Origin of the sequence: Streptomyces sp. HUAS TT7 (assembly GCF_051550175.1) — a bacterium.
GTDB lineage: Bacteria > Actinomycetota > Actinomycetes > Streptomycetales > Streptomycetaceae > Streptomyces.
On record NZ_CP196175.1, the window covers coordinates 1,588,443 to 1,610,602 of the forward strand.

24 protein-coding genes and 2 pseudogenes are annotated in these 22,160 nt (G+C 72.2%); 11 read left to right on the forward strand and 15 right to left on the reverse strand.

The annotated features are described in order from the left end of the window. The first annotated feature begins 327 nt into the window (after positions 1-327). On the forward strand, positions 328-1,143 hold the full coding sequence (locus tag ACSHXC_RS06925) for a TrmB family transcriptional regulator (RefSeq protein ID WP_438290724.1): 816 nt from the start codon (positions 328-330) through the stop codon (positions 1,141-1,143). A gap of 39 nt (positions 1,144-1,182) precedes the next feature. Here ACSHXC_RS06925 and ACSHXC_RS06930 read toward each other — a convergent pair whose 3' ends face one another. Beyond that, positions 1,183-1,587 carry a hypothetical protein gene (locus ACSHXC_RS06930; protein ID WP_438290725.1) on the reverse strand — a complete coding sequence of 135 codons (405 nt, stop codon included), beginning with the start codon at positions 1,585-1,587 and terminating at the stop codon, positions 1,183-1,185. Then, complete coding sequence (locus ACSHXC_RS06935; RefSeq protein ID WP_438290726.1) at positions 1,587-2,729, reverse strand: molybdopterin-dependent oxidoreductase; 1,143 nt, start codon at positions 2,727-2,729, stop codon at positions 1,587-1,589. The genes ACSHXC_RS06930 and ACSHXC_RS06935 overlap by 1 nt, the downstream gene beginning before the upstream one ends. A 214-nt stretch (positions 2,730-2,943) precedes the next feature. Between ACSHXC_RS06935 and ACSHXC_RS06940 the strand changes: the two genes are divergently transcribed. The 3 genes from ACSHXC_RS06940 (at position 2,944) to ACSHXC_RS06950 (ending at position 5,661) form a co-directional block, all read left to right on the forward strand. Next, on the forward strand, positions 2,944-3,333 hold the full coding sequence (locus ACSHXC_RS06940; protein WP_438290727.1) for a VOC family protein: 390 nt from the start codon (positions 2,944-2,946) through the stop codon (positions 3,331-3,333). Positions 3,334-3,441: 108 nt separating this feature from the next. Next, a complete protein-coding gene (locus tag ACSHXC_RS06945) occupies positions 3,442-4,854 on the forward strand; it encodes a glycosyltransferase family 87 protein (RefSeq protein ID WP_438290728.1) in 1,413 nt (470 codons plus the stop codon). Positions 4,855-4,857: 3 nt separating this feature from the next. Further along, positions 4,858-5,661 carry a helix-turn-helix domain-containing protein gene (locus tag ACSHXC_RS06950; protein ID WP_438290729.1) on the forward strand — a complete coding sequence of 268 codons (804 nt, stop codon included), beginning with the start codon at positions 4,858-4,860 and terminating at the stop codon, positions 5,659-5,661. Here ACSHXC_RS06950 and ACSHXC_RS06955 read toward each other — a convergent pair. Then, complete coding sequence (locus ACSHXC_RS06955; RefSeq protein WP_438290730.1) at positions 5,651-6,028, reverse strand: nuclear transport factor 2 family protein; 378 nt, start codon at positions 6,026-6,028, stop codon at positions 5,651-5,653. The genes ACSHXC_RS06950 and ACSHXC_RS06955 overlap by 11 nt on opposite strands. A 129-nt stretch (positions 6,029-6,157) precedes the next feature. Here ACSHXC_RS06955 and ACSHXC_RS06960 point away from each other — a divergent pair, with 129 nt between their 5' ends. The 3 genes from ACSHXC_RS06960 to ACSHXC_RS06970 all read left to right on the forward strand — a co-directional run bounded on the left by ACSHXC_RS06960 (position 6,158) and on the right by ACSHXC_RS06970 (position 8,630). Further along, positions 6,158-6,817 carry a histone deacetylase gene (locus ACSHXC_RS06960; RefSeq protein WP_438290731.1) on the forward strand — a complete coding sequence of 220 codons (660 nt, stop codon included), beginning with the start codon at positions 6,158-6,160 and terminating at the stop codon, positions 6,815-6,817. A gap of 153 nt (positions 6,818-6,970) precedes the next feature. Further along, complete coding sequence (locus ACSHXC_RS06965; RefSeq protein ID WP_438290732.1) at positions 6,971-7,525, forward strand: GNAT family N-acetyltransferase; 555 nt, start codon at positions 6,971-6,973, stop codon at positions 7,523-7,525. Between the two features lie 130 nt (positions 7,526-7,655). Then, complete coding sequence (locus ACSHXC_RS06970; protein ID WP_438290733.1) at positions 7,656-8,630, forward strand: glycoside hydrolase family 6 protein; 975 nt, start codon at positions 7,656-7,658, stop codon at positions 8,628-8,630. A gap of 54 nt (positions 8,631-8,684) precedes the next feature. On the opposite strand, the gene ACSHXC_RS06975 is transcribed toward ACSHXC_RS06970, so the two are convergent. From ACSHXC_RS06975 to ACSHXC_RS07010, 8 genes are all read right to left on the reverse strand, one after another. Further along, the gene (locus ACSHXC_RS06975) at positions 8,685-8,834 is read right to left on the reverse strand and encodes a hypothetical protein (protein WP_438290734.1); all 150 of its coding nucleotides are present in this window, start codon (positions 8,832-8,834) and stop codon (positions 8,685-8,687) included. A 60-nt stretch (positions 8,835-8,894) separates the two neighbouring features. Further along, positions 8,895-9,230, reverse strand: coding sequence for a hypothetical protein (locus ACSHXC_RS06980; protein WP_438290735.1), 336 nt, complete (start codon positions 9,228-9,230; stop codon positions 8,895-8,897). A gap of 238 nt (positions 9,231-9,468) precedes the next feature. Further along, positions 9,469-9,663 (reverse strand): antitoxin, encoded by a 195-nt coding sequence (locus tag ACSHXC_RS06985; protein WP_386031501.1) that lies wholly within the window; start codon positions 9,661-9,663, stop codon positions 9,469-9,471. A gap of 182 nt (positions 9,664-9,845) precedes the next feature. Next, on the reverse strand, positions 9,846-11,117 hold the full coding sequence (locus tag ACSHXC_RS06990) for an LmeA family phospholipid-binding protein (protein ID WP_438290736.1): 1,272 nt from the start codon (positions 11,115-11,117) through the stop codon (positions 9,846-9,848). 122 nt (positions 11,118-11,239) lie between these two features. Beyond that, on the reverse strand, positions 11,240-12,586 hold the full coding sequence (locus ACSHXC_RS06995) for an amino acid permease (protein ID WP_438290737.1): 1,347 nt from the start codon (positions 12,584-12,586) through the stop codon (positions 11,240-11,242). Between the two features lie 69 nt (positions 12,587-12,655). Next, complete coding sequence (locus ACSHXC_RS07000; RefSeq protein ID WP_438296467.1) at positions 12,656-14,716, reverse strand: alkaline phosphatase family protein; 2,061 nt, start codon at positions 14,714-14,716, stop codon at positions 12,656-12,658. A 157-nt stretch (positions 14,717-14,873) separates the two neighbouring features. Further along, the gene (locus ACSHXC_RS07005) at positions 14,874-15,278 is read right to left on the reverse strand and encodes a hypothetical protein (RefSeq protein WP_053728724.1); all 405 of its coding nucleotides are present in this window, start codon (positions 15,276-15,278) and stop codon (positions 14,874-14,876) included. A gap of 44 nt (positions 15,279-15,322) precedes the next feature. After that, positions 15,323-15,427: an NADH pyrophosphatase zinc ribbon domain-containing protein gene (locus ACSHXC_RS07010; RefSeq protein ID WP_308433936.1), complete on the reverse strand. Its 105-nt coding sequence runs from the start codon at positions 15,425-15,427 to the stop codon at positions 15,323-15,325. A gap of 107 nt (positions 15,428-15,534) precedes the next feature. Between ACSHXC_RS07010 and ACSHXC_RS07015 the strand changes: the two genes are divergently transcribed. Next, positions 15,535-16,305 carry an MBL fold metallo-hydrolase gene (locus ACSHXC_RS07015; RefSeq protein WP_438290738.1) on the forward strand — a complete coding sequence of 257 codons (771 nt, stop codon included), beginning with the start codon at positions 15,535-15,537 and terminating at the stop codon, positions 16,303-16,305. A gap of 11 nt (positions 16,306-16,316) precedes the next feature. After that, positions 16,317-16,952, forward strand: coding sequence for a DedA family protein (locus ACSHXC_RS07020; protein WP_438296469.1), 636 nt, complete (start codon positions 16,317-16,319; stop codon positions 16,950-16,952). On the opposite strand, the pseudogene ACSHXC_RS07025 reads toward ACSHXC_RS07020, so the two are convergent. The 3 genes and pseudogenes from ACSHXC_RS07025 to ACSHXC_RS07035 all read right to left on the reverse strand — a co-directional run. Further along, positions 16,882-17,052 (reverse strand): annotated as a pseudogene (locus tag ACSHXC_RS07025) (MBL fold metallo-hydrolase); the annotation flags it as partial. The gene ACSHXC_RS07020 and the pseudogene ACSHXC_RS07025 overlap by 71 nt on opposite strands. A gap of 74 nt (positions 17,053-17,126) precedes the next feature. Then, on the reverse strand, positions 17,127-18,344 hold the full coding sequence (locus ACSHXC_RS07030) for an aminotransferase class I/II-fold pyridoxal phosphate-dependent enzyme (RefSeq protein WP_438290739.1): 1,218 nt from the start codon (positions 18,342-18,344) through the stop codon (positions 17,127-17,129). A gap of 110 nt (positions 18,345-18,454) precedes the next feature. Next, positions 18,455-19,162, reverse strand: coding sequence for an ANTAR domain-containing response regulator (locus ACSHXC_RS07035; protein WP_438290740.1), 708 nt, complete (start codon positions 19,160-19,162; stop codon positions 18,455-18,457). A 91-nt stretch (positions 19,163-19,253) separates the two neighbouring features. Here ACSHXC_RS07035 and ACSHXC_RS07040 point away from each other — a divergent pair, with 91 nt between their 5' ends. Further along, on the forward strand, positions 19,254-20,660 hold the full coding sequence (locus ACSHXC_RS07040; RefSeq protein WP_438290741.1) for a PAS domain-containing protein: 1,407 nt from the start codon (positions 19,254-19,256) through the stop codon (positions 20,658-20,660). Here ACSHXC_RS07040 and ACSHXC_RS07045 read toward each other — a convergent pair. Further along, positions 20,617-21,405, reverse strand: a pseudogene (locus ACSHXC_RS07045) (RNA polymerase sigma factor SigF); the annotation flags it as partial. The gene ACSHXC_RS07040 and the pseudogene ACSHXC_RS07045 sit on opposite strands and share 44 nt — an antisense overlap. Positions 21,406-21,720: 315 nt before the next feature. Between ACSHXC_RS07045 and ACSHXC_RS07050 the strand changes: the two are divergent. Then, the gene (locus ACSHXC_RS07050) at positions 21,721-22,089 is read left to right on the forward strand and encodes a CBS domain-containing protein (RefSeq protein ID WP_438290742.1); all 369 of its coding nucleotides are present in this window, start codon (positions 21,721-21,723) and stop codon (positions 22,087-22,089) included. Positions 22,090-22,160: the final 71 nt, after the last annotated feature.

The following is a 22,160-nucleotide window of genomic DNA, read 5'->3' on the forward strand; positions in this document are numbered from 1 at the left end:
CTAGGTGTGCGGCACGTTCGGCAGTACGTGGGTGCACGTGATCAGCGGGTGCGGCCTTGCCTGATCAGTGCATGACAGTGGCACCTCGCGAAAACTGCCACCCGCTCAGGTGGTGGCAGGGATGAAGGTAGCGACGGCCGTCGAGGCCGACAACAGCCTTTGGCAAGCCCCAGGCAAAGCCTTGCCCTCGAAAAGGGATGGATCACCGATCGCGCCCACCGGGTGATTCCCAAAAGATCACAGGGCTGCTCAGAGCCGGGTGTACGTGTATACGGTGGCGGGCAGCTGAGCCGAGGAGGATGCACATGGAGTCGGACGGGGATGCGCATGGAGCCGGATGAGGGGTCGGTCAGCGACCTGGTCGAGCTGGGCCTCTCCCGCTACGAGGCACGGGTCTACCTCGCCCTCGTCAGGCGCGACTCCTACACCGCGGCGCAGGTGGCGCGGGAGGCCGAGGTGCCCCGGCAGCGCATCTACGACGTCCTCGACGGCCTGGTCCGCGCCCAGCTCGCGGTGGCCCACCGGGGGCGCGTCGCCACGTTCGCCGCGGTCGCCCCGGAGCTCGCCGTGACCCGCCTGATGAACCGTCAGAGGGAGTCCCTGGAACGCCTTGAGAAGGTGTCGACGGGTCTCACCTCGCTCCTCCTCCCGCTGTGGGCCGACGGGCGGGCGCACACCGATCCGCTCGACTACATCGAGGTGCTGCGCGACCAGCGGCAGATCGCCGAGCGCTTCGCGGACATCCAGGAGCAGGCCGACTCCGAGCTGCTCACGTTCTGCATGCCGCCGTTCGTGGCCCCGGCCGCCAACACGTCCGGGATCAAGGCGACCCGGCGGCTTCGACGGGCCAAGGGCACGGTGCGGGCGGTGTACACGCACGACGCGCTGGCCGACGAGGAGGTCCTGGAGAACGTGCGGCGGTTCGCCGAGGCCGGCGAGGAGGCCCGCTTCACCCAGCGGCTGCCGCTCAAACTGGTCATCGCGGACGCCTCGCTGGTGCTGTGCGACATGCCGGATCCGGTGGCGGGGACGGGCTCGACGACCGCCCTGTACATCGAGCATCCGGCCCTTGCGGCCTGCCTGCGCCTGGCGTTCCAGAGCGTGTGGGAGACGGCGGAGCCGATGCGGGCGGCGGGGGACTGACCGAGGCCCCCGTTCCCGCATCAGCGCTCCGGATCGTCGTCAGCCGTCCGGATCATCCGCCTTGCCCGCCCTCCCCCAGGCCCAGCGCCCCGCGCCGAGCAGCACCGCGAGCACGGCCACCGCCACGAGGGAGATCAGCAAGCCGCGCACGTAATCCAGCGGCAGCACCGAGGAGTTGGCCGTCGGGAGAGGACGCAGCAGCACCGGGAGGGCGACCAGGGTGAGGCAGCCCGCGGTCAGCAGGGCGCCGCGCACCAGGCCGCGGTACTTCAGGCCGCCGACCAGGAACCCCACGCCGAGGACCAGCGGCGCGATCACCCCGTCGTGCAGGACGACGGCCCCGGCCAGCCAGATCAGCACGTCCCAGTGGGTGGCCTGGTCCCAGACCAGCAGCGCGCCGAACGCCATCAGCGCGAGCCCCGCCGCGCCCACCACCGTGCGCATCACAGCACCTCCAGCCGGGTGACCCACTTGGTCTGCAGCACGCCGGGGCGGTTCGGCGCGATGATGCGGGCAGGGTAGCCGTGGTCGGGCGTGAGGGTCCGCCCGTTGAGTGTGAGGGCGAGCAGGGTGAGCGGATCGTGGGCGTACTCGCGGCCCATCTCCATCACGCGGTACGAGCCGTACTTCTCCAGCGAGGTCACCCGCACCCGGGCGTCCGGCGGCGCGCCGGCCCGGCGCAGCAGGTCGGTCATGCGCACGCCGGTCCAGCGCGCGGACTTGCTCCAGCCTTCGACGCAGGCGATGGGCAGCACCGACTCGTGCTGGGTGAGCGCGGACAGTTCGGCGAGGGTGAGGGTGTAGGGGCGGGGGCCGTCCACCGTCAACAGGTAGGCGGACGAGTCGACTTGGCCGACCCCGGCGGCCGCGGCGGTCTTGTTGACCGGGAGGCCCTGGACTCCGTGGTCGGGGTGGCGTGGCGCGAGGACGTCGAAGGTTTTCAGCGGGGTGAAGGACTGGCCGACGGTGGTGAGGGTGACCGCGCCGACGGCGGCCGTCACGCCGGTCAGGAACGAGCGTCGGTCGGGGCCGTCGGCCGCGGGCAAGGCCAGCGTGCCGGGCGACTTCCGGCTCCAGTGCTCTTTGATTTCCGGGTACTTGACGGCTACATGGAGTGTCAGCGCCCCGGCGAGCAGCCACGCCACGGCGAAATGCACGGGTACGAAGCTGAACGGCCACGGGTACCACTGCACCGTGTTCAGAAGCCCCGTGAGCAGTTCGAAGACCGCGCCTGCGACGAGGACCGCGACCGAGAGGCGCTCCAGCCCATGGCGTACGGAACGCACCGGCGGCCACGCGAACAGCCTCGGGTACACCGTCCACAGCTTGGCGAGCAGCAGCGGGATCGCGGCGATGCCGGACGCCACGTGCAGGCCCTGGGTGAGCCGGTAGCCCCAGCTGGGCCTGCTCGGCAAGTAGTCCGCCAGCCATCCGGGCGGGTGCTGGAGATAGTGGCTGATCAGTCCCGTGCCGAAGCAGATCGCGATCGCGACACCCAGCAGGCGGCCGATCGAGGTCGCCGTACGTGCGTCGTGCAGTCGGCCCTTGAAGACGGGCGGCCGCACTGCGGGAAGTCGTGGCTTCATGCCTCCATCCCACCCCGGCGGACCCCCGTTCGGGGTGGCTGAACACCTTACGGTTCGCGAACGCCGTCGTGCGGTGCGGGAATGTGATGACGCAATCAATACCGTGACAGGGCCACGGGCCTGTGGTTAGGATCTTTGGGCAGCATCGCGTGTCGGTCACCGGCCGGGTGAGACATGGAGGTGTCTGTGAGATGCCTGATGGAGGCATTCCACCGTGTCAGTACAGTTGAATCACACCATCATCGGTTCCCGCGACAACCGGGTGTCCGCCGAATTCCTGGGCGACATGCTCGGCCTTGAGGTCGGCAAGGAATGGGGACCGTTCATCCCCGTCACGACCAGCAACGGAGTCACTCTAGACTTCGCCACGGTGCCCGAGGGCACCGATATCCCCGCGCAGCATTACGCATTCCTCGTGTCCGAGGAAGAATTCGATGCGGCATTCCAGAAGATCAAAGATCTGAAGCTTCCGTTCTTCGCGGATCCGCACCGCCAGCACCCGAACGAGATCAATCACAACGACGGCGGCCGCGGGGTTTATTTCCCCGACCCGTCGGGTCACTGGCTGGAACTGCTGACCGTTCCCTACGGCGGCTGGCAGTAATCCGGTAGCCGACTGATCCGCCCCCGCCCGCCAGGCAGAACCTTACGGTTCGCGGACGGCGGGGGCGGCCTGCCGTCCGGAGCGGTGCGCAGGTGCGAGGCTCGCGGGGTGACCCATGGACGTACCGCATGCACCGCCGCCCTGCTCACCGCGCTCACTGTCGTGCTCGCCCTCACCGTCCTCCGCGACGGCTATGCCACCGACCCGGGCGGGCTCTCCTGGTGGTACGCGGCGGCCTGGCTGCTGTTCGCCGCGGCCGTCCGGTCAGTGCGCAAGCTGCCGGTCCGCCGGCAGGCCGCACTGATCGTCGCGGGCGGGATCGCGGTGGCCGCGACGGGCCTCCTCGCTCCCCCGCGAACGAGCACGGACGCCTATCGGTACGCCTGGGACGGCCGGGTGCAGGCCGCCGGGATCTCCCCGTACGACCATGCTCCGGCCGACCGCGAGCTGGCCGGGCTGCGCGACCGCTGGCTGTTCCCGACGGATCCGGCGCAGTGCGCGCTGCCGGACCACGCCCCGGTGGACGGCGGCTGCACCCTCCTCAACAGGCCGTCCGTCCACACCATTTACCCGCCGGTCGCCGAGGCGTACTACCTCCTGGTCCACGAGATCACGCCCGGCTCCGCCCGCCTGAAGCCGCTGCAGATCGGCGGCGCGCTGTTCGCGGTGGGCACCACGCTGGGGCTGTTGCGGATCGTCCGGCGGCGCGGCCCGGACGGGGCGGCGGGCTCGGTGCCGGCCGTCGCGTACTGGGCGTGGTGTCCGGCCGTGCCCTTGGAGGCGGTCAACAACGCCCATGTCGACGTCCTGGCCGTGCTGTTGACCGTCGCGGGGCTCGGCGTGCTGACGGGCCGTCCCGCGGTCGGGCGGCTGCGTGCCGCGGCGGGCGGAGCGCTGATCGGCGCGGGCGTCGCGGTGAAGCTGCTGCCCGCCGTGGTCCTGCCCGCGGTCCTGCGACGGCGGCCGGTCACCGTACTCCTGTCGACGGCCGGCACGATCGCGCTCTCCTATCTCCCGTACGCGCTCGCCTCCCACTCCTCGGTGTTCGGCTACCTCGGCGGCTACACCGAGGAGGAGGGGTACGACGATCCCTCCGCGCGGGGCCGGTTCGCACTGCTCCGCCTGGTGCTGCCCGACAGCTGGTCCCTGCCGGTCACCCTCGCCGTCCTGCTCGCGGTGACCGCGTACGTGCTGTGGCGCGGGAACCCCGAACGCCCCTGGTCCGGCGCCCTGTTGCTGCTCGGCTGGTCCTTCCTGCTGCTCACGCCGGGCTACTCCTGGTACGCGCTGCTTCTGGTCGCCCTCGTGGCGCTCGACGGGCGGTGGGAGTGGCTCACCGTCGCCGCTGCGGGGGCGGCCGCATATGTGACGACTCCCGCCGCGCCGGACTTTCCCGTGCCGACGACGGCGTACGGGGTCGCGGCGGGCGCGGTCCTCGCGGGCTGGGCCATCCGGCACCGCCGCAACAGGCAGGACGCGGGCCGAGCGGAGGCGTTGTCAGAGGCGCGGGTTAATGTCTGAGCTATGACAACTGCCGCACTGGAAACGGGAGTAGGGCCGATGCTGCGCGGCTGGCGCGAGCAGCGCCGGATCAGCCAGCTGGAGCTCGCGCTGCGCGCCGACTCGTCGGCCCGGCACATCAGCTTCATCGAGACCGGCAGGTCCCGGCCGAGCGAGGAGATGGTCCTGCGCCTCGCCGAGCACCTGGACGTGCCGGTCCGCGAGCGCAACGCCCTTCTCCTGGCGGCCGGTTATGCCCCGCACTACGCGCAGACCCCGCTCGACGACCCGTCGATGACCTCGCTGCGCGAGGGAATGGAGCGCCTGCTCCAGGCCTACGATCCCTACCCCGCGCTGATGGTCGACGCGACATACACGGTGCTCGCGGCGAACCGGGGCATAGAGATGCTGCTCGAAGGCGTGGCCGGGCATCTGCTGACTCCGCCGGTGAACGCGATGCGCCTCACCCTGCACCCCGAGGGCCTCGCCCCGCGCATCCGCAACCTGCCGCAGTGGCGCGGCCACCTCCTGGAACAGATGGAACGGCAGATCGCGCTGCTGCGCAGCGACACCCTGCGCGAGCTGTACGAGGAGGTCGCCGCCCACCCCGTGCCGGCCGCCGCGGAGCCGGGCGACGCCGGAGCCCACCCGGTGTTCCCCTTCGCGCTGCCGCTGCGCATCGAGCACGCGGGGACGGTCCTGTCCTTCATATCGACCATCGCCACGTTCAACACGCCGATGGACGTCACCGTCTCCGAGCTGGCCATCGAGACGTTCCTGCCGGCCGACCCGGAGACGGCGAAGTACCTTCAGTCGCTCATGCCGTAGCCGGTACGCGGTCCAGGAACCCGGCGACGGACCGGATGCGGCCGTCCTCGGCGAGGGCGATCACGTCGAACCCGGCGACCGGGGCCGAGCCGTCGGCGACCGACACCAGCTCCCACCCGAAGCGGGCGATGTCGTGGTGGCCGTCGACCGCACCGAGCAGCCGGAACTCGAACCCGGGGAACTGGGCGTGCGCCCCGGCGATCACGGCGGCGATCGCGTCGTGGCCGGCGACCTCGGCGAGCGGGTCGGTGTAGGACCCGTCCTCGGTCCACGCCGCGGCGACCGCCTTGGCGATACCCTCGGCCGAGCCGGCGTTCCATGCCTCGAAGTAGCGGACGACGGCGGTCTCGTAGCGGTTCTCGGACATGGAAGTCAGCCTCCGTGAAGTATGTGATGCCTGGTCGGAATCCCGGGACCCGACCGGAGTGCGCCGCCCGGGTCCCGGCGTCCCCAACTCTGCCGGGGGACGGCGAAGGGGGCGATTACCGCAGAGGTAATGGAGGTTGATGTGGTCGACGACAGCTCGGCCGTGGGCGGGCCGGACGGGATGGTCTGGTACGCCTCGTACGGCTCCAACATGCATCGCGACCGGCTCGCCCACTACATCGAGGGCGGGCGGCCGCCGGGCGCGGCCCGGGCGTATCCGGGGTGCCGGGACCGTCGGCTGCCCGCCGAGTCCGTGCCGGTGGAGCTCCGCGGGGCGCTCTACTTCGCGACCCGGTCGCCGGTCTGGCAGGGCGGCCGGGCCTTCTACGATCCCGACGCGGACGGCCGCGTGTTCGGCCGCGCACACCTGGTCTCGGCGGGCCAGTTCGCCGACATCGTGGCGCAGGAGATGTACCGGGAACCCGGCGCGGACCTCGACCTCTGCGAGGTGCTGAGCACGGGACGGTCCGTACTGGGCGACGGGCGGTACGAAACCCTCGTCTGTACGGGCCGGCTCGACGGCCGGCCCGTGCTCACGTTCACCGCCCCCTGGCGCATGGACGAGGTCACCTGGACAGCCCCCTCGGCCGCCTACCTCAGGCACCTGGCCAGGGGGCTGCTGGAGGCGGGCACTTGGGACGAGGAGGCGGTCGCCGCCTATTTGGCGGACTGCCCGGGCACGGCGGGCCTGTGGACCGCGCGGGCCGTCGCGGAACTCCTCGGTGACTGACGCCATCCGCGACAGCCAGCCGGAGGCCTGCGCAACAACCGCCTCCAACCTGCCAGTTGGAAAGATCGGCCCCGTTCGGATTCCGCTCGGCCCGCCTCCGTACTCTTACGCAAGCGGCAGGCGCAATGGACCGGGTTTTCGAGGAGGACAGGGATGACGGTGACTCTGCGGGTGGAGGCGACGGCGACGGCGGGCGGGCTTGTGCTGCGGCCCTGGCGGGCGGACGACGCCGAGGCTGTGATCGAGGCGTACCGCGACCCCGACATAGCCCGCTGGACGACCAGCCCGATGGAGACCCCCGAGGACGCGCTGCGGTGGCTGGAACGGCAGTGGGAGGACGCGGAGACCGGGAAGCGGCTCAGCTTCGCGGTCTGCGAGCCCCAACTCGACGGTGAATACGGCAAGTTGCTGTGCAACATCTCCCTCAAGTGGAACGACGACAGCCGCGAGATCGGCGAGGTCGGCTACTGGACCCTGGCCCACGCCCGTGGCCAGGGGGTGGCCCCGCGCGCCCTGGAAGCGCTCTCGACGTGGGCCTTCGACGCCTTCGCGGGCGACGGCCTTCGCCGCCTCGAACTGCTCCACCAGATCGACAACCTCGCCTCGTGCCGCGTCGCGGAGAAGACCGGCTACCGCCTCGACCGGATCCTGCCCGCCTACCCGCCCTATCCCAGGGACGGCCACGTCCACGTACGCGACGCGGACTGACCCCACGACGGGCGTCCCCTACCCGCAGCTGCACGCGGCCGTTCCCCCGTACGGCCCCAGATCCGGGCGCAGGGCGGGACTTCGATGCCAAGATCTCAGCAATTGGTGGGTTAGGCATTCCTGGAGTCCCATGTCCGGCCGGTCACGCTCCCGTATCCGCCGCTGCCTCGCGGCGCTCGCCGTCGTGCTCTCGCTCGGGTTCGCCGCCCCGCGGGCCGCGCCCGGCGATCCCTATCCCGGCCCGTACTGGGTGAACCCGGCGACCTCGGCCGCCACCCAGGCCGCAGTGTGGAGCCGGGCCGGGCGGATCGCGGACGCCGCGCTCATCGAGCAGATCTCGCTGCGGCCGCAGGCGGAATGGCCGCTGCCCGAGGGGGTCGAGCAGTCGGTGCGAGGCGTCACGAGTGCCGCCGCGCTCGCCGGACGGGTCCCGGTCCTCGTCGCGTACAACATCCCCCACCGCGACTGCGAAGGCGACTCGCAGGGTGGTGCCGAGGACGCGGCCGACTACCGGCTGTGGATCGACTCGTTCGCGCGCGGCATCGGCGAGCGCCCGGCCGTCGTGATCGTCGAACCGGACGCGGTCGCGCACCTGGTGGACGGCTGCGAGTCCGCCCCCTCAAAGGAGCGGCTCACCCTCCTCGCCTACGCCGTGGGGCAGTTGAAGCGAGGACCGGCGACGAAGGTGTATCTGGACGCCGGGCACTCCGACTGGATCAGCGACCTGTCGGCTCTGTCGGACCAGCTGGTCCAGGCGGGCGTGGGCAAGGCGGACGGGTTCTCGCTCAACGTCTCCGCGTTCCAGACGAACGCGTCCAGCGCCGAGTACGGTCACCGGCTCTCCGCCGCGCTCGGCGGCAAGCACTTCGTCGTCGACACCAGCCGCAACGGCAACGGCCCGTACTCCGGCAGCGACTCCTGGTGCAACCCGCCCGGCCGGGCCCTCGGCACCCCGCCCACGGCGACCACGGGCGACCCCCTCATCGACGCCTACCTGTGGATCAAACGCCCCGGCGAATCGGACGGCACCTGCCGGGGCGGGCCGAGCGCGGGGCACTGGTGGCCGAAGTACGCGGTGGAACTGGCGCGCGGGGCTGGGGCCTGAGGGCGCTCATGGGGGTGGGTGCCTGAGACCTTCCGGGCACCGACCCCCACGCTTCTAGCGCTCCTGACGGTCCTCCTTCGGGCGCTCCTCCCGCCCCTTGCTCGTCTTCATTCCCTTCTTGGGCGTACCGGTCCCGGCGGGCCGGACACGGGCGGCCTCGGCTCGGATCATGGCGTTGAGCGCCGCGAACGGGTCGATGGGCATGGCTGAACCACCTTGCTGCGTAAGGGAGTCGACTGACTGATCCGGTTCGGCACGGAACGGTCAGCAGCGCAGCACCACACAGCGAACGCCCGTCGCCGCAGCGGGCCGACGGGCGTTGTCGTACGAGGCGGAGGGCGGCGACACGGATTCCGGTCGCGGCATGTCGACCACCGGCGGGCGGACCGGCCGCGCCGGCCGGCCCGGCTGTACGGGAAGTACCGCCTCAGCCGCGTCCTGGACGCCCTCGCTCGACGGCTCGGACGCGGCCGACACCGCGACCTCGTCCGCCGTCCGCCCCTCGCACGCCGGCACTCCGGGCGCCGCCCCGAACAGCACGCAGAGCACCGACAGCACCACGAGGGTGCGGCGCAGGGCGGCGAGGGAGGCGGACGGCACGAGGACAGCTCTGCCCAGCTATGCCCGTTACGTGCCGGAAGCCCGGCAGATCCGCTCTACCGGGTGACTCCTCTTGACGTATCGCCCCGAACCGGCACCTGGAGCCCCGTCGCGCGCCGGGCACCACGTACCCGCCCTCGCTCGCGGTCCTCGGGGGATCGGTGAGGGCGGAGTCGTGGTCACGGCCGCGCGGGATCCAGCGCTCGGGTTCCGGCTCTCGGGATCCAGCTCTTGGGATCTAGCTCTGCGGAGGGGTGTCCTGCGGCTTGTCGGAGCCCAGCTGCTCGTTGATCTTCTGCTGGGCCATGTCGACCTGGCTCTGGTACTTGTTGCCGGTCTTGGCGTCGAAGGCGTCGCCCGCCTTTTCGACTCCCTGCCGCGCGGTGTCCTCGTGGCCCTTGAGCAGGCCCTTGAGCTTGTCGAGCATCGACATATCTGCCTCCTTGCGGATGCTGGCACCCCCCAGCATCCGCGCATTCGCCCGGGTTCGCACCCCCAGACGCGGGCCGGGCCGGGGGCGGACAGGGGCGTTGGCGGCACAGGGCCGTGTCCACGGCCGCCTCCACGCGCCGCACGGCCGCCTCGCCGGACGGCACACAGCGCCGCTCCCGGCCGCTAGCCGCCCTTGCCCACCGCAAGACCCATTCCGGAGACCGTCGCCACGATCCCGTTCTTCTCGACACGCACCCCACGCAGTTGCAGGACCCGGGCCTCCTTCGGCAGCGTGAACGAGAAGGACAGGCGGCCGGAGAGCTCCGGGGGGCGCATCGCGATCAGGCCGGTGATCAGCTTCGGGTCGATGCCCACCTTGGAGAGGAGCCAGGGGTGGTCTGCCACCACATCCACGAGGTTGACCTGCATCAGCTGGTCGATGAAACGGGGTGTGCCGACCAGTTCGTGGAGCTTCGCCTCGTTCTTCAGCGCCAGCTCGACGTCCTTGTCCGGCACTCCGAGCCGCTTCACCACCGCCGGTACCGAAAGGAGCGCCTTCACCCGTGCCGTGTCCCGGCTGATGAGTTCGGCGGTCTCGCGGTGCAGGGTCAGGCCCCGGTCGCGGCCCGGGCGGTAGGTGGCGATGCCGGGCATGTCGAGGCTCATGCCGTCGATGTCGGTGGACAGGCCCTGGTTGCCGACGAGGCGCAGCTGAGCCTCCGCGGTGACGTGCAGCTCCTGCCCGGCGATGCTCAACTTGCCGTCCGCTCCCACCGAGTTGTCGCTGCGGCGGCTGAACTTGACCTGGGATGCGGCGAGTTCGCGGTTCAGGTCGTCGAAGGAGAGGGTGATCTCGCCGTCCAGGTTGCCGACGACCGCGCCGCCTATGTCGCTGGGCAGGTTGCCGGTGAGCTCGATGTTGCGCGCGCTGGCCTGCACCTTCGCGAGGGACACGCGGTCGGCGGGCACATGCGGCACGGTGACGTCCACGCGTTCCAGGTGCTTGTCCAGGACCTGGGTGAGGAAGGGGAAGCCGTGGATGTCCACCTGCGGCGCGGCGGCGAGATGGAGGTCGTCCTGGATCGCCTGCTGCGCCTTCTTCTCGGCGTACATCGCCGCGCAGCGGTCACCGAGAACGAGGAATCCGGCGCCCACCACCAGGGCGACGAGCAGCTTGGCCGCGCGGGGAACGGCCGCGAGCAGGCTTCCCCGGCTGCGGCGACGGCGCCTGGCGCGGCGGCGCTGCGGCCGGGACCAGAAGTCGTGGTCGGGGTCGGCGTCCACCAGGCCGGAGGGGGCCTGAGCGGGTATCGCTTCCGGTATCTCCTGGGTGGCGTGACCGGGGTCGGTCCAGGGCTCCTCGGCCGGGTGGTGGTCGGGCTCGGGGTCGGCCAGGGCCGCGAGTTCGTCATAGGGGTTGCGGTAGCGAGCGTGCATGCGTGTGGGGGTGCGCATCAGCTCATCCCACCACACATGATCCACTCGCACGCAACCCGCTACCGGCAGTACGTCCTGAATGACCCGAACCCTGACGCCTCCTTGACCCCCGCGCGGCACCCAAGGTGGCGAACAACACGTCAGGCGGCGGACTTCCCCCGGGCCTGCTGCTTGCGGGCCGCCATCCACGCGTACACGAGGACGCCCGCGAAGAGGAACAGCACGCCCTGGTAGACCGCCGCGTACCCGGAACCGGCCACCAGCCACATCGAGAAGCCGAAGGCGAGCACGGCCAGGACCGCGTCGCGGATCAGGCGGGAGCGCTGCACGCGCTCCCCCTGGCCGGAGGCGAGGAAGTAGATCTGCGCGGCGGTCGACAGGAGGTAGGGCACGGTCGCCGTGAACGTGGTCACCAGGACCAGGATCTCGAAGACGCCCTTGGATCCGGCCGTGTAGTTGTAGACCGTCAGGAGTGAGGCGAGGACGGCGGTGACCAGGACACCCACCGTCGGGACGCCGCGCTTCTTCTTCCCGAACACCTGTGGGAAGAGCCCGTCCTTGGCGGCGGCGTACGGGGTCTGGGCGCTCAGCAGGGTCCAGCCGTTGAGGGCGCCGACCATGGAGACGAGGGCGGCAAGGGCGACCGCGGTGCCGCCCCAGGAGCCGCCGAACATGGAGTTCACGGCGTCCGTGAAGGGGGCGGTGGAGTTGACGAGCCTGTCGTGCGGGACCGTGCCGAAGACGGAGAGCGTGCCCAGGAGGTAGATCACGGCGGCGCCCATGGTGCCCAGGATGGTGGCGCGGCCGACGTTGCGGCGCGGGTCGCGGACCTCGCCCGCGCTGACGGCGGCGGACTCGACGCCGAGGTAGCTGAACAGCAGGATCGCGGCGGAGGCGGATATCGCCCCGAGCCCGGACTGGCCGCCGGTCTGGAAGGGGCCGAGGTTGGCGGGGTCGAAGAAGAAGAGGCCGCCGACCGCGACCAGGAGCAGCGGGGCGAACTTCAGGACGGTGGCGACGAGTTGGACCGCGCCCACGTACCGGGTGCCCGCGAGGTTGGCGAGGGCCGGGAGCCACTGGAGCAGCAGGGCCGCGGTGATCGTCGCCGCCTTGGATTCGTGGACGGGTATGAGCACGTCGAGGTAGCCGACGGCGGCGACCGCGAGGGCCGCGTTCGAGACCCAGGTGGTGATCCAGTAGGACCAGGCGGCGAGGAACCCGGCGAAGTCGCCGAAGGCCTCGCGGGCGTAGACGTACGGGCCGCCGGTCTGCGGGTGGCGCTCGGCGAGCCGGCCGAAGACGAGGGCGAGCGCGATGGCGCCGACTGTGAGGACCGCGAACGCGACCAGGCTGATCGTGCCGAACGGGGCGACGGAGGCGGGCAGCAGGAAGATTCCGCCGCCGATGATGTTGCCCATGACCAGGGCAATCGCGGTCGGCAGGCCGAATTGCCGGGCGTGCTTGCTCTGGGTTTCTGGCGTGGTCATGGTGGGTGGGGGCGCCTCTCGTACGGGACAAACCTGACCATGGTCGGGTACGTGAGGCACCGCACAAAATCAGCTGCTTTTGTCCTGCCGGGCGAGGCCGCCAACCGGAAATGATCCTTCCGGTTGGGCTGTTGACGGCGAATTCTCCACACCGGCCAGGACCTCGGCACCCACCGGGACCTGCGCCCCCTGGCTCTCGCGCAGCCAGCGGCGCAGGACGTGGTGCAGCTGTTCCGCGCCGACGAGTTCCCCGCCGTCCGGCACCGGTTCGGTGAGGTCGAGCGGGGAGAGCAGGAAGGGGTGGGACTGCTCGCCGCCGAGTCCGCCGTGCGAGCCGATCTGCTCCTCGAAGGCGTGCACCTGGCCGGTGGCCGGGTCGTACATCGAGTTGACCATGATGTCGGCGGTGTGCGGGAAGGTGTCCGTGCGGCGCACCGCGTCGGCCGCGCCGCGCCCGAACCCCTTCAACGGGCCTTTTCCGTCGGCGAGTTGGGCCAGCGGCACCTCGGCCCCTCCCCCGCCGAGCACCACGGCTCCGTGCTCCTGGCTGCGGACGAGGAGGAAGCCGATGCCGGGGTGGCTCGCCAGGGTCGGCAGGAGCGCCGGGTGGCGGCGGTCGATCTGCTCGCGGGTCATGCGGCCCTCGGTGTCCGGGAAGGAGATCAGGCCGAGGTTGCCGGAGGCGAGCACGACCGGGTCGGAGCCGGGTCCCGGCCGGTTCGCCCCCTCTTCCGGCGTCTCCTCGACCGGCCGGTGCAGCGCGACCCGCACCGCGTACCTCGCCTCCGCGCCGCTGCGGGTGCGGCGGGCCCGGCGCGGCACGGGCAGCCCGCAGCCGGCCCGTACGAGATCCTTCAGGGTCAGTCCGTACGCGCCCTCGAAGGTCTCGCCGGGGCTCTGGCCGTGGTCGGACAGGAGCACGATGCGGTAGCCGCGCGGGGCGTGCTGGGCGGCGCCGGCGATCAGGGCGAGGGAGCGGTCCAGGCTCTTGAGGACCTGGTCGGTGTCCCTGCCCCGCGGTCCGGAGTGGTGGGCGACCTCGTCGTAGGCGACGAGGTCGGCGTAGACGGCGGTGCGGCCGGCGAGCATGTCGCCCATGACGGCGGCGACGACCACGTCCCGCTCCACGACCGTCGCGAAGGCTCGGATGAAGGGGTAGAGGCCGCCGCGCTTGATGCGCGGGGCCTCCTTGCGGATCCTGGCCCGGGTCGACTGGGCGATCTCGCGGCCGGCCTCGGCGACGAACGAGAGCGCGGTGCGGACCGCGTTCGCGGGGTCGGAGAAGTAGGCGAAGTATCCGGCTCGGGAGCGGTTGCGGCGGCCGCGCCGGGCGGCCACCGTCAGGACCAGGGCGACCTGGTCGGCGCCGCCGGAGAACAGGTTGCCGCGGCTGGCACCGTCGAGGGTGAGCAGCCCGCCGTCGCCGGTGCGCTCGACGGCCCGGCGCTGCAGTTCGACGGCGGAGGCGGGCCGGTTGGAGACCATCACCTCGCCGCTCTCCTTCTCGTACCAGCGGAAGGCCGGCACGTCGAAGGTGGAGCCGTGCAGGATGCCGAGCTGGCTCGCGCCGGTCTGGCTCGACCAGTCGGTACGCCACGGAGTGAGCCGGTGCGTGCCCTTGAGCCAGGTGGCGACGGTCGGCATGAGGCCCGCGTCGACGGCGTCGCGCAGCACGTGTTCGCCGACGCCGTCGAGCTGGAGGAAGACGATGCCGGGCGGCCGCGGCACCGGGCCGTCGCCGCGTCGGCGCCGGCGGCGGTCGGCGAGCCGGGAGAGGCGGCGCCGGTAGGCGTCGTCGTCGCGTACGGCCAGCGCGGTCGAGGTCGCCGAGGCCACCGCCGACATCACGGCGGCGACGATCACCGCGGTCTCGGGCTCGGCCGCGCCCCGGCCGGTCGGGATCAGACGGAGCGCTATCAGGAGGAGCGAGCCGTTCAGGAAGAACACGAGGAGGCCGAGCACGAGCGCGGGCACCAGCAGGAACGCCCGCACCACCAGCGGCCACACCAGCGCGCCGAGCAGGCCGAACGCACCCGCTCCCCAGGCCGCGGTGAGCGCGACCCGGGTGATGCTGTCGCCGTTGTCGGAGGTGAGCTTGAAGTCGGGCAGGATGCCCGCGAGCAGCATCATGGTGAGCGTCGAGACGACCCACACGACGATCACCCGCAGCAGGGCGCTGCCCGTCGTCCGCCATCGCCCCACGCCGCCCGCCTTTCGCCTTGCCCGTTCCTTCTCCACCCTGCCATAAGGGTGCAAAGGGGCCGTGGCCTCGTGCGGGGAGGTGCCGTCAGCAGCCGTCGTATCCGGCGGTGGGCATCGACAGGCGGCGGTGGATGTGGGCCTTCTTCGTGGCGTCGTAGGCGGGCTCGTCGAGCCCGGCCGTCTCCAGGCGCACACCGCGCCGCTCGCACTCGGCGGAGAACTCCGGCACCGACGTCAGCGCCCTTGCCAGGACACGCTCGTTGGGCGCGACGAACACGTCGACGAGGCCCGCGTCTACATCCGCCCAGAGGCCGACGTGGTCCGGACGCAGACCGTAGAAAAGCAACTGCCTGGTGACTACGTAGCCTCGGCCCGCGGCCCACTTCGCGCACATCTCGTGCTGGCTGCGGGTGTCCACCAGGAAGGGATCGAGATCGAGTTCTTCGAGCGGGGTCAGGCTGGCGATCGCCGCCACACGTACGTCGTCCATACCGTCCCCCTGTACGAGCTGTCGGGGCCGACCCTACTCCCACTTCACGGCGGCGAGGAGTAGCCGCAGGAGTGGCAGATCTTCCAGCCGTCCTGGCTCACCGCCAGGACCCCTCCGCAGCGCGGACACTGCTCGGCGTGCATGGTCACGGCGCATCTCCCCTCTGGTGCGGGGATGCCTACCCCGACACCCGTGGTTTGCGCGCGCAGAGATTTAGGCTCGTCATCAACCATCGTCGAGCGGAGGAGAGGTTTTCGTGCCGGTGGAGGTCACCTGGTGGGGTCATGCCACCTGCACGATCGAGGAGTCCGGGGTACGGCTGCTGACCGACCCGCTCTTCGCGCGCCGCCTCGCGCATCTGCGGCGGCGCCGGGGTGCGGTGCCGCCGCCCGCGGCGAGGGTGGCGGACGCGGTGCTCGTCTCGCATCTGCACGCCGATCATCTGCATGTGCCCTCGCTCGCACGGCTGGCGCCCGGCACCCGGCTGATCGCGCCGGCCGGGGCATCGCGCGCCGTGCCGGGGCTCAGCAGGCTCGCCCTGTCCATCACCGAGGTACGGGCCGGTGACACCGTCGACGTCGGGGACCTGCGGGTACGGGCCGTGCCCGCCCGGCACGACGGGCGCAGGCTGCCGATGGGACCGCACCGCTCCCCCGCGCTCGGCTACGTCGTCGAGGGCCGGGCCCGCACCTACTTCGCCGGGGACACCGGCCTGTTCGAGGGCATGGCGGACGCCGTGGGGGCGGTGGATGTCGCGCTGCTCCCCGTCGGCGGCTGGGGCCCGCGCCTGGGGCTCGGCCATCTCGACGCGGGGCGCGCGGCCCAGGCGCTGGCCGCTCTGGGAGCGCTCTCGGCGGTGCCGGTGCACTACGGCACGTACTGGCCGATCGGCATGGACGGCGTGCGGCCGCACGAGTTCCACGCCCCGGGCGAGGAGTTCGTACGGCAGGCGGCCCGGCTCGCCCCGAAGGCGGCGGTGCACCGGCTCGGGCACGGCGAGAGCGTACGTCTGGAAGCCGGGCAGTGATCGCGGGCCGGATGCTGGAGGCGGCGTCGGCGGTGACGCCGGAGACGACCCAGCAGGCCGTCGGCTACCCGACCCTGTTCGTGCTCGTGATCCTCGGGGCGCTGGTGCCGGTGGTGCCCACGGGGGCGCTGGTGTCGACGGCCGCGGTGGTGGCCTTCCATCAGACCGCCTGGTTCTCGCTGCTGGTCGTGTTCGGGGTGGGCGCGCTGGCCGCGTTCCTGGGCGATGTGGCGCTGTACTGGCTCGGGCAGCGCGGGGTGCGCTCCAGGAACGGCTCGCGGTGGCTCGCGGCGCTGCGCGGCCGGGCTGCGCCGGACCACTTGGAGCAGGCCCGGCGCAAGCTCAACGACCACGGGGTGGTCGTGCTCGTCCTGTCCCGCCTGGTGCCGGCCGGACGGATCCCGGTGATGCTGGCCTGCCTGCTCGGCCAGATGCCGCTGCGGACGTTCATACGCGGCGACATCCCGGCATGCCTCGCCTGGGCGGGTGCGTACGGCCTGATCGGCATCCTCGGCGGCTCCCTCTTCGACGAGCCGTGGAAGGGCGTGGTGGTGGCCGTCGCCCTGACGCTGCTGATCAGCGGCGTGCCCGCGGGGTGGCGGCGGGTGCGGCGGGGGCGGGTGGCTGAGAGCGGTTCGGGCGGCTGAGACTTCTCACGCCTGGGCCAGCCACCCGCGATGCCCCCACCGGCAGGTCCCACAGGTCTTCTCGGGGGTGGCCGGCCCGTTCCCAGGCGGCTCGTACCCTGCGCCGGCGCCGGTCGCCCAGGATCCAGCCGCCGGGCGGTGTGCTGGAGCCTGGGGCGTCGGGTCGCTCACGGGTCAGCGCAGTTCGGCGAGCACGGACGCGAAGCGGCTCAACTCATCGCGTACGTGCGGCAGTTGGAGCGGATCGGTCGCGTCGAGGGAGTCCAGGCGCTGCTCGTCCGTCGAGCCGAGCAGCGGTCCGGTGGCGAGGCGGACGCGCAGGGCGCCGAGTTCGTCGCCGAAGCGGTGGCCGCCGGGGGCGGGGGCGGCGAGGCGGGCGGTGAGGTAGTCCTCCAGTTCCATGGAGTCGGTGACGCCCAGGGCGGCGAGGCGGGCGCGGAACGGGCCGAGGTCGGCGTAGAGATGGCGGCCGGCCTGCGGGAGGCGGGCCATGGCGCCGGCGTCGAGCACGGCATGGTGGGCGGCGGCCGCGACACGGGCGTGCAGGGCGGCGGCCCGCCGGGTGCGCTCGACGACGGGGGCCGGTTCGGTGAGGGCGAGGGCGGCGGCCGTGGCGATGGGCGCGGCCACGGCCGCGCCGAGCGCGGCGAGGATGTCCAGGGTGCGGGCCCGGCGCGGGGCGTCGGCCGCGGCGACGGGGAAGCGGGCGACGGCGGCGGGCCAGCCGGGCGGGGTGAAGGCGCCGCCGAGATCGGCGAGGACGGTCACGTCGTCGGGGCACATCTCGGCGGGGCTGATCGGCACCGTCTCGTGCGGACGGTGCACGGTGTCCCGCCAGGTCTCGTCGCTGACGATGTGCAGCCCCTCGCCGACGGCCGCCTCGCAGGCCTCCCGTACGGTCTCGGGCGGCGCCACGGTCGCGGTCGGATCGTCGGCGACACAGAGCAGCAGCAGCCGGGGCCGGCCGCCCTCGGCCCGCACCCGGCGAACGGTTTCGAGCAGCGCGTACGGGTCCGGTACGCCGCCGCACTCGGCCGGGGTGGGCACGTGGTAGGCGGGCCTTCCCAGCAGCCGGGCCTGCGGGGTCCACCACGCCGGGCAGGGCCGGGGCATGAGCACGTCACCCCCGTACGCGCCGAGCAGCGCGATCAGGAGCGCCTGGGCGCCGGGTGCCGCGACGACCCGGTCCGGCGCGGTGGGCAGCCCGCGCCGCAGCCAGTAGCCGCAGGCCGCCTCGCGCAGTGCGGGCCCGCCGCCGGGCGGCTCCGGTTCGGTGCACCCCGCGTCGGCCGCGAGCACCGCGGCGAGCTCGGGAAGCACGGGCAGCCCGGACCCGGGCGCGGGCGGCCCGTACCGCACCGGCCCGCGCCCTTCACCGACCGTCCCCTGCATCCCGTTCCCTCCTCGGGCCCTGTCCGGCACGAGCCATGCCTTTCAAGCCTTTATACGGAGGTTTGGCCCGGGGCGCCGCTTGTGCGGGCGGCCGGGAGAGGCTGTGCAGGTCAGCCGTCACCCGCCAGGGCGGAGAGTTCGGATTCCAGGCCTCGGCCCTTCGCTCGTACGACTGCCTCGGCGATGTCGGCGAGTCTGCGGTTGGCGCGTTGGGAGATGGTGCGCAGGATGTCGAAGGCGGCGTCCGCCTCGCAGGCCAGGACGTGCATCACTATGCCGCTCGCCTGGTCGATGACCGGGCGGGAGCGCAGGGCCGTCTCCAGTTGTTCGACCTCGGCGAGCGCCGCGCGGTAGCGGCGTTCGCGGAGCAGGCCGGTGGTGGTCTCCTTGGCCAGGATGCCCACGGGGCCGCACACGAGGTGTTCCAGGGAGCCGGGGCGGTAGCCGTAGAGGCTGACCGTGACCTCGATTCCGGACCGGCGGAAGGGGAGGGTGACGCAGGAGCGTACGCCCGATTCGAGGGCCAGGGCGCGATAGCCGGGCCAGCGGTCCTCCGTCAACAGGTCCTCGGTGTCCACGGGTTCGCCCGCGTCCAGCGCGCTCGGGATCGGCCCGTCGCCGCAGGCGAGCTGGACGGAGGCGAGCGGCGCGAGGTCGGGGTGGGTGGCGGTGACACGGCGTTCGGGCCCGCTGTCGGATATCGTCGCGACCGCCCCGCAGCAGGCCGGTGCACAGCGCACGGACTGTTCGGCGAGCAGGGAGAGCCGCCGGGCGGTGCTGGTCGTCTCGGGTTCCTGGTGTTCCGGCTCGGGCAGCATCGGAAAAACCTCCTCATCCTGCGGCTTCCCGGCCCGGGCCCTGCGAAACGGCAGGGCTCCCGGCACGCGCCCGACGGGCTAGCTTTCTCCCATGACGCAGACGGACGACGAATTCGGCGAGGAACTGGCGGATTTCGTCAGACGGGTGGGCGAGCTGCGCACCGCTCGCGCCCGCCCGGCCGGTGAGCAGTTGACGCTCCTGGACGCGGCGCTCTTCGAACTCCAGCATGTGGCCGAGCAGTTGTGGCCGCGCTACGAACGGATCCTGGCCGGAGCGGGGACGCCCTCGCCGGCCGAGCGGCAGGAACGGCAGCTCCTCAAGGCCCTGTTCCAGCGGCTTCCGCTGCCAGTCGCGCTGGTTGACCGCGAAACCGTCGTACGCCGGCTGAACTTCGCGGCGACCGGCCTCACCGGGGTGCGCGCCGGGTACGCCACCGGGCGGCCGCTCGCCGCGCTGCTCACGCCCGGGGACCGGGCGGCGTTCCGCTCGCAGGCCGCCGCGGTGGCCCGGGGCGAGGGCGACCGCGGGCTCACCGTCCGCCTCCAACAGCGGCCGGAGGAGCCCTTGTTGGCGACCCTGACCGCGCTGCGCCCGCCGGACGAGCCACAGCCCGCGGTGCTGGTGGTGTTCCAGGCGGGCAGCGCCCGGGGCTCGGCCGCCGCTCCCCCGCCGCCGGAGGTCCCCGACCTCGCGGAGACGACCCGGCACGCCGAACTCATGGACCTGGTCGACCTCATGGCGTCCACGCTGCTCCAACTTCCGCCCGGGGAACGGGAGTCGGTGCTGGCCGGGGCCGCCCGCGTGCTCTGCGGGCGGTTCGCCGACTGGATCGTGGCCGACCTCGTCGACGGCGCGCTGCGGCGCACGGTGGTCCTCGGCCCGCCGGACCCGGCCGCGGCCCCGCTCCTGCACGCGGTGGCCGGCCAGGACCCGGCGAGCTGCCCGTTGGTCCTGGAGGCGGCGCGGGCCGGGAACGGGGCGCTCCAGGTGCAGCCCGAGGACGTCGAGGGCTTCGGCCACGACCCCTCGGGCACCCCGGTGCTCGCCCGCGCAGAGGTGTCGTCGCTGATGTGCGTACCCCTGGGCGCGCCGGGGCCGGTGACGGGGGTGCTCACGCTGTTCCGCACCGGCCCGGCGGGCCCCTTCTCGATGGCGGAGGGACAGGCCATGGATGTGATGTCCCGTCACATCGCGCTCGCTATGCGGCGTCCGGCTCCTGATCACGGTCCTGACGAGCCGACAGATTCCGCTCCTTGCCCGGCAGTTGATCCGTCCGAGGAGTCCTGCGCGTCCGCATCGCCCGCTGCGGCGCCACCGCCCTCGGCTTCGCCTCCGTCCGCTCGTCCGGCTTCGAGCCGGAGCGCTCACCCGTCATCGGATCCGCGTCCACCGCGGCCTCGTACCGCGCCGCCACGGCGGCCGGCCCCGACGGACGACAGTGGTCTTCGTGCGGATCCCGCAGGGCCTGGTCCCGCAGACGGCTGCAGCAGCGCGTGATCAGCCGGGACACGTGCATCTGCGAGATGCCGAGGTCCTCGGCGATCCGGCTCTGGGTCATGTCCCGGAAGAACCGCATGTAGAGGATCTTCCGTTCGCGCTCGGGCAGGCAGCTGAGGCCGGGCTTGACCGCCTCGCGGTCGATCACGGTGTCGAGGGCCGGGTCGGCGCTGCCCAGCGAGTCGCTCAGGCTGTATCCGTCGTCGCCGCCCGGGAGTTCGGCGTCGAGGGAGAGCGCGCTGAAGCTGTCGATGGCCTCAAGTCCGGCCTTGACCTCGTCCTCGGCCATCCCGGTGTGCGCGGCGAGCTCCGCCACGGTCGGCCGGGGGGACCCGGCGCTCGCGGCGAGGTCCTGGCTCGCGGCCCGCACCCGGCTCCTCAAGTCCTGGACGCGGCGCGGCACATGGAGCGTCCACATGTGGTCGCGGAAGTGGCGCTTGATCTCGCCGGTGATGGTGGGCACGGCGTAGCTCTCGAACGCGGCGCCGCGGGACGGGTCGTACCGGTCGACGGCCTTGACCAGGCCGAGTGCCGCGACCTGGCGGAGGTCCTCCAGGGCCTCGCCCCGGTTGCGGAAGCGTCCGGCGAGCCGCTCGGACATGGGCAGCCAGGCGCGGACGAGGTCCTGGCGCAGGGCGTCCCGTTCGGGACCTTCGGGCAGGGCTGCGAGCCGCTCGAAGGCGGCGGCGGTCCTGGGTGCGTCGTCGTGCGGGTGCTTGTGCTTCGCCGTGGTGTTGGTACGCATATGCGATCCAGCTCCCTGAAACGGTACGGCGGATGGTTGTCACCGAGGGAGCCCGGCCGGGCAGCGGTGTGGCACGCCCGGAGCGGACAGCCGCTCCCACGGACGTGCCTCCGGTCCGAAGCACGACATTCGCCTGCCCGGACCCTGCGGGGCCAAACGTGCCCGTTCGCGAAACGGCGCGGAATGGGTGTTTCCCGGAGGCCGGACCCCGGTACCCGGTCCTGGACGCGGAGACCGGGGGGAGAACGGGAAAGCCGACCGACTCCGCGGATACCTACGGATCGCTACGGATGAAGAGGAACGGAGCGCGCAGCCATGGCACGTTTCGTGCGGGAAGTGATGACGGCGAGCGTCACCGCCGTGCCGCCCGATGCCTCACTGGTGGAGGCGGCGCAGCTGATGCGGGCCCAGGACATCGGAAACGTGCTGGTCACCCAGGCCGGCCTGGTCATCGGGGTGCTCACCGACCGGGACATCACGCTGCGGGCGGTCGCCGAAGGGGCCGATCCGCTGACCGTCAGCGCCCACGCGGTGTGCACACGCTCGCCGGTGTGCGTGGGCCCGGACGACGAGGTGGCGACGGCGGTGACCCTGATGCGCCGGTACGCGGTGCGGCGGCTGCCGGTGGTGGCGGAGGGACGGCCGCTGGGCATGGTGAGCCTGGGCGACGTGGCGGACCAGTAGGGCGGGAGCCCTGTCAGGGATTCCTCAACTCCAGTACTGCATCGACTCCAGTGCTGCATCGCCCCCTGTAA

Coding starts and splice junctions, on each gene's coding strand:
- ACSHXC_RS06925 (WP_438290724.1), top strand. CDS start 328: ATGGAGCCGGATGAGGGGTCGGTCAGCGACCTGGTCGAGCTGGGCCTC.
- ACSHXC_RS06930 (WP_438290725.1), bottom strand. CDS start 1,587: ATGCGCACGGTGGTGGGCGCGGCGGGGCTCGCGCTGATGGCGTTCGGC.
- ACSHXC_RS06935 (WP_438290726.1), bottom strand. CDS start 2,729: ATGAAGCCACGACTTCCCGCAGTGCGGCCGCCCGTCTTCAAGGGCCGA.
- ACSHXC_RS06950 (WP_438290729.1), top strand. CDS start 4,858: ATGACAACTGCCGCACTGGAAACGGGAGTAGGGCCGATGCTGCGCGGC.
- ACSHXC_RS06955 (WP_438290730.1), bottom strand. CDS start 6,028: ATGTCCGAGAACCGCTACGAGACCGCCGTCGTCCGCTACTTCGAGGCA.
- ACSHXC_RS06960 (WP_438290731.1), top strand. CDS start 6,158: ATGGAGGTTGATGTGGTCGACGACAGCTCGGCCGTGGGCGGGCCGGAC.
- ACSHXC_RS06965 (WP_438290732.1), top strand. CDS start 6,971: ATGACGGTGACTCTGCGGGTGGAGGCGACGGCGACGGCGGGCGGGCTT.
- ACSHXC_RS06970 (WP_438290733.1), top strand. CDS start 7,656: ATGTCCGGCCGGTCACGCTCCCGTATCCGCCGCTGCCTCGCGGCGCTC.
- ACSHXC_RS06975 (WP_438290734.1), bottom strand. CDS start 8,834: ATGCCCATCGACCCGTTCGCGGCGCTCAACGCCATGATCCGAGCCGAG.
- ACSHXC_RS06985 (WP_386031501.1), bottom strand. CDS start 9,663: ATGTCGATGCTCGACAAGCTCAAGGGCCTGCTCAAGGGCCACGAGGAC.
- ACSHXC_RS06990 (WP_438290736.1), bottom strand. CDS start 11,117: ATGCGCACCCCCACACGCATGCACGCTCGCTACCGCAACCCCTATGAC.
- ACSHXC_RS06995 (WP_438290737.1), bottom strand. CDS start 12,586: ATGACCACGCCAGAAACCCAGAGCAAGCACGCCCGGCAATTCGGCCTG.
- ACSHXC_RS07000 (WP_438296467.1), bottom strand. CDS start 14,716: ATGATGCTGCTCGCGGGCATCCTGCCCGACTTCAAGCTCACCTCCGAC.
- ACSHXC_RS07005 (WP_053728724.1), bottom strand. CDS start 15,278: ATGGACGACGTACGTGTGGCGGCGATCGCCAGCCTGACCCCGCTCGAA.
- ACSHXC_RS07020 (WP_438296469.1), top strand. CDS start 16,317: ATGCTGGAGGCGGCGTCGGCGGTGACGCCGGAGACGACCCAGCAGGCC.
- ACSHXC_RS07030 (WP_438290739.1), bottom strand. CDS start 18,344: ATGCAGGGGACGGTCGGTGAAGGGCGCGGGCCGGTGCGGTACGGGCCG.
- ACSHXC_RS07035 (WP_438290740.1), bottom strand. CDS start 19,162: ATGCTGCCCGAGCCGGAACACCAGGAACCCGAGACGACCAGCACCGCC.
- ACSHXC_RS07040 (WP_438290741.1), top strand. CDS start 19,254: ATGACGCAGACGGACGACGAATTCGGCGAGGAACTGGCGGATTTCGTC.
- ACSHXC_RS07050 (WP_438290742.1), top strand. CDS start 21,721: ATGGCACGTTTCGTGCGGGAAGTGATGACGGCGAGCGTCACCGCCGTG.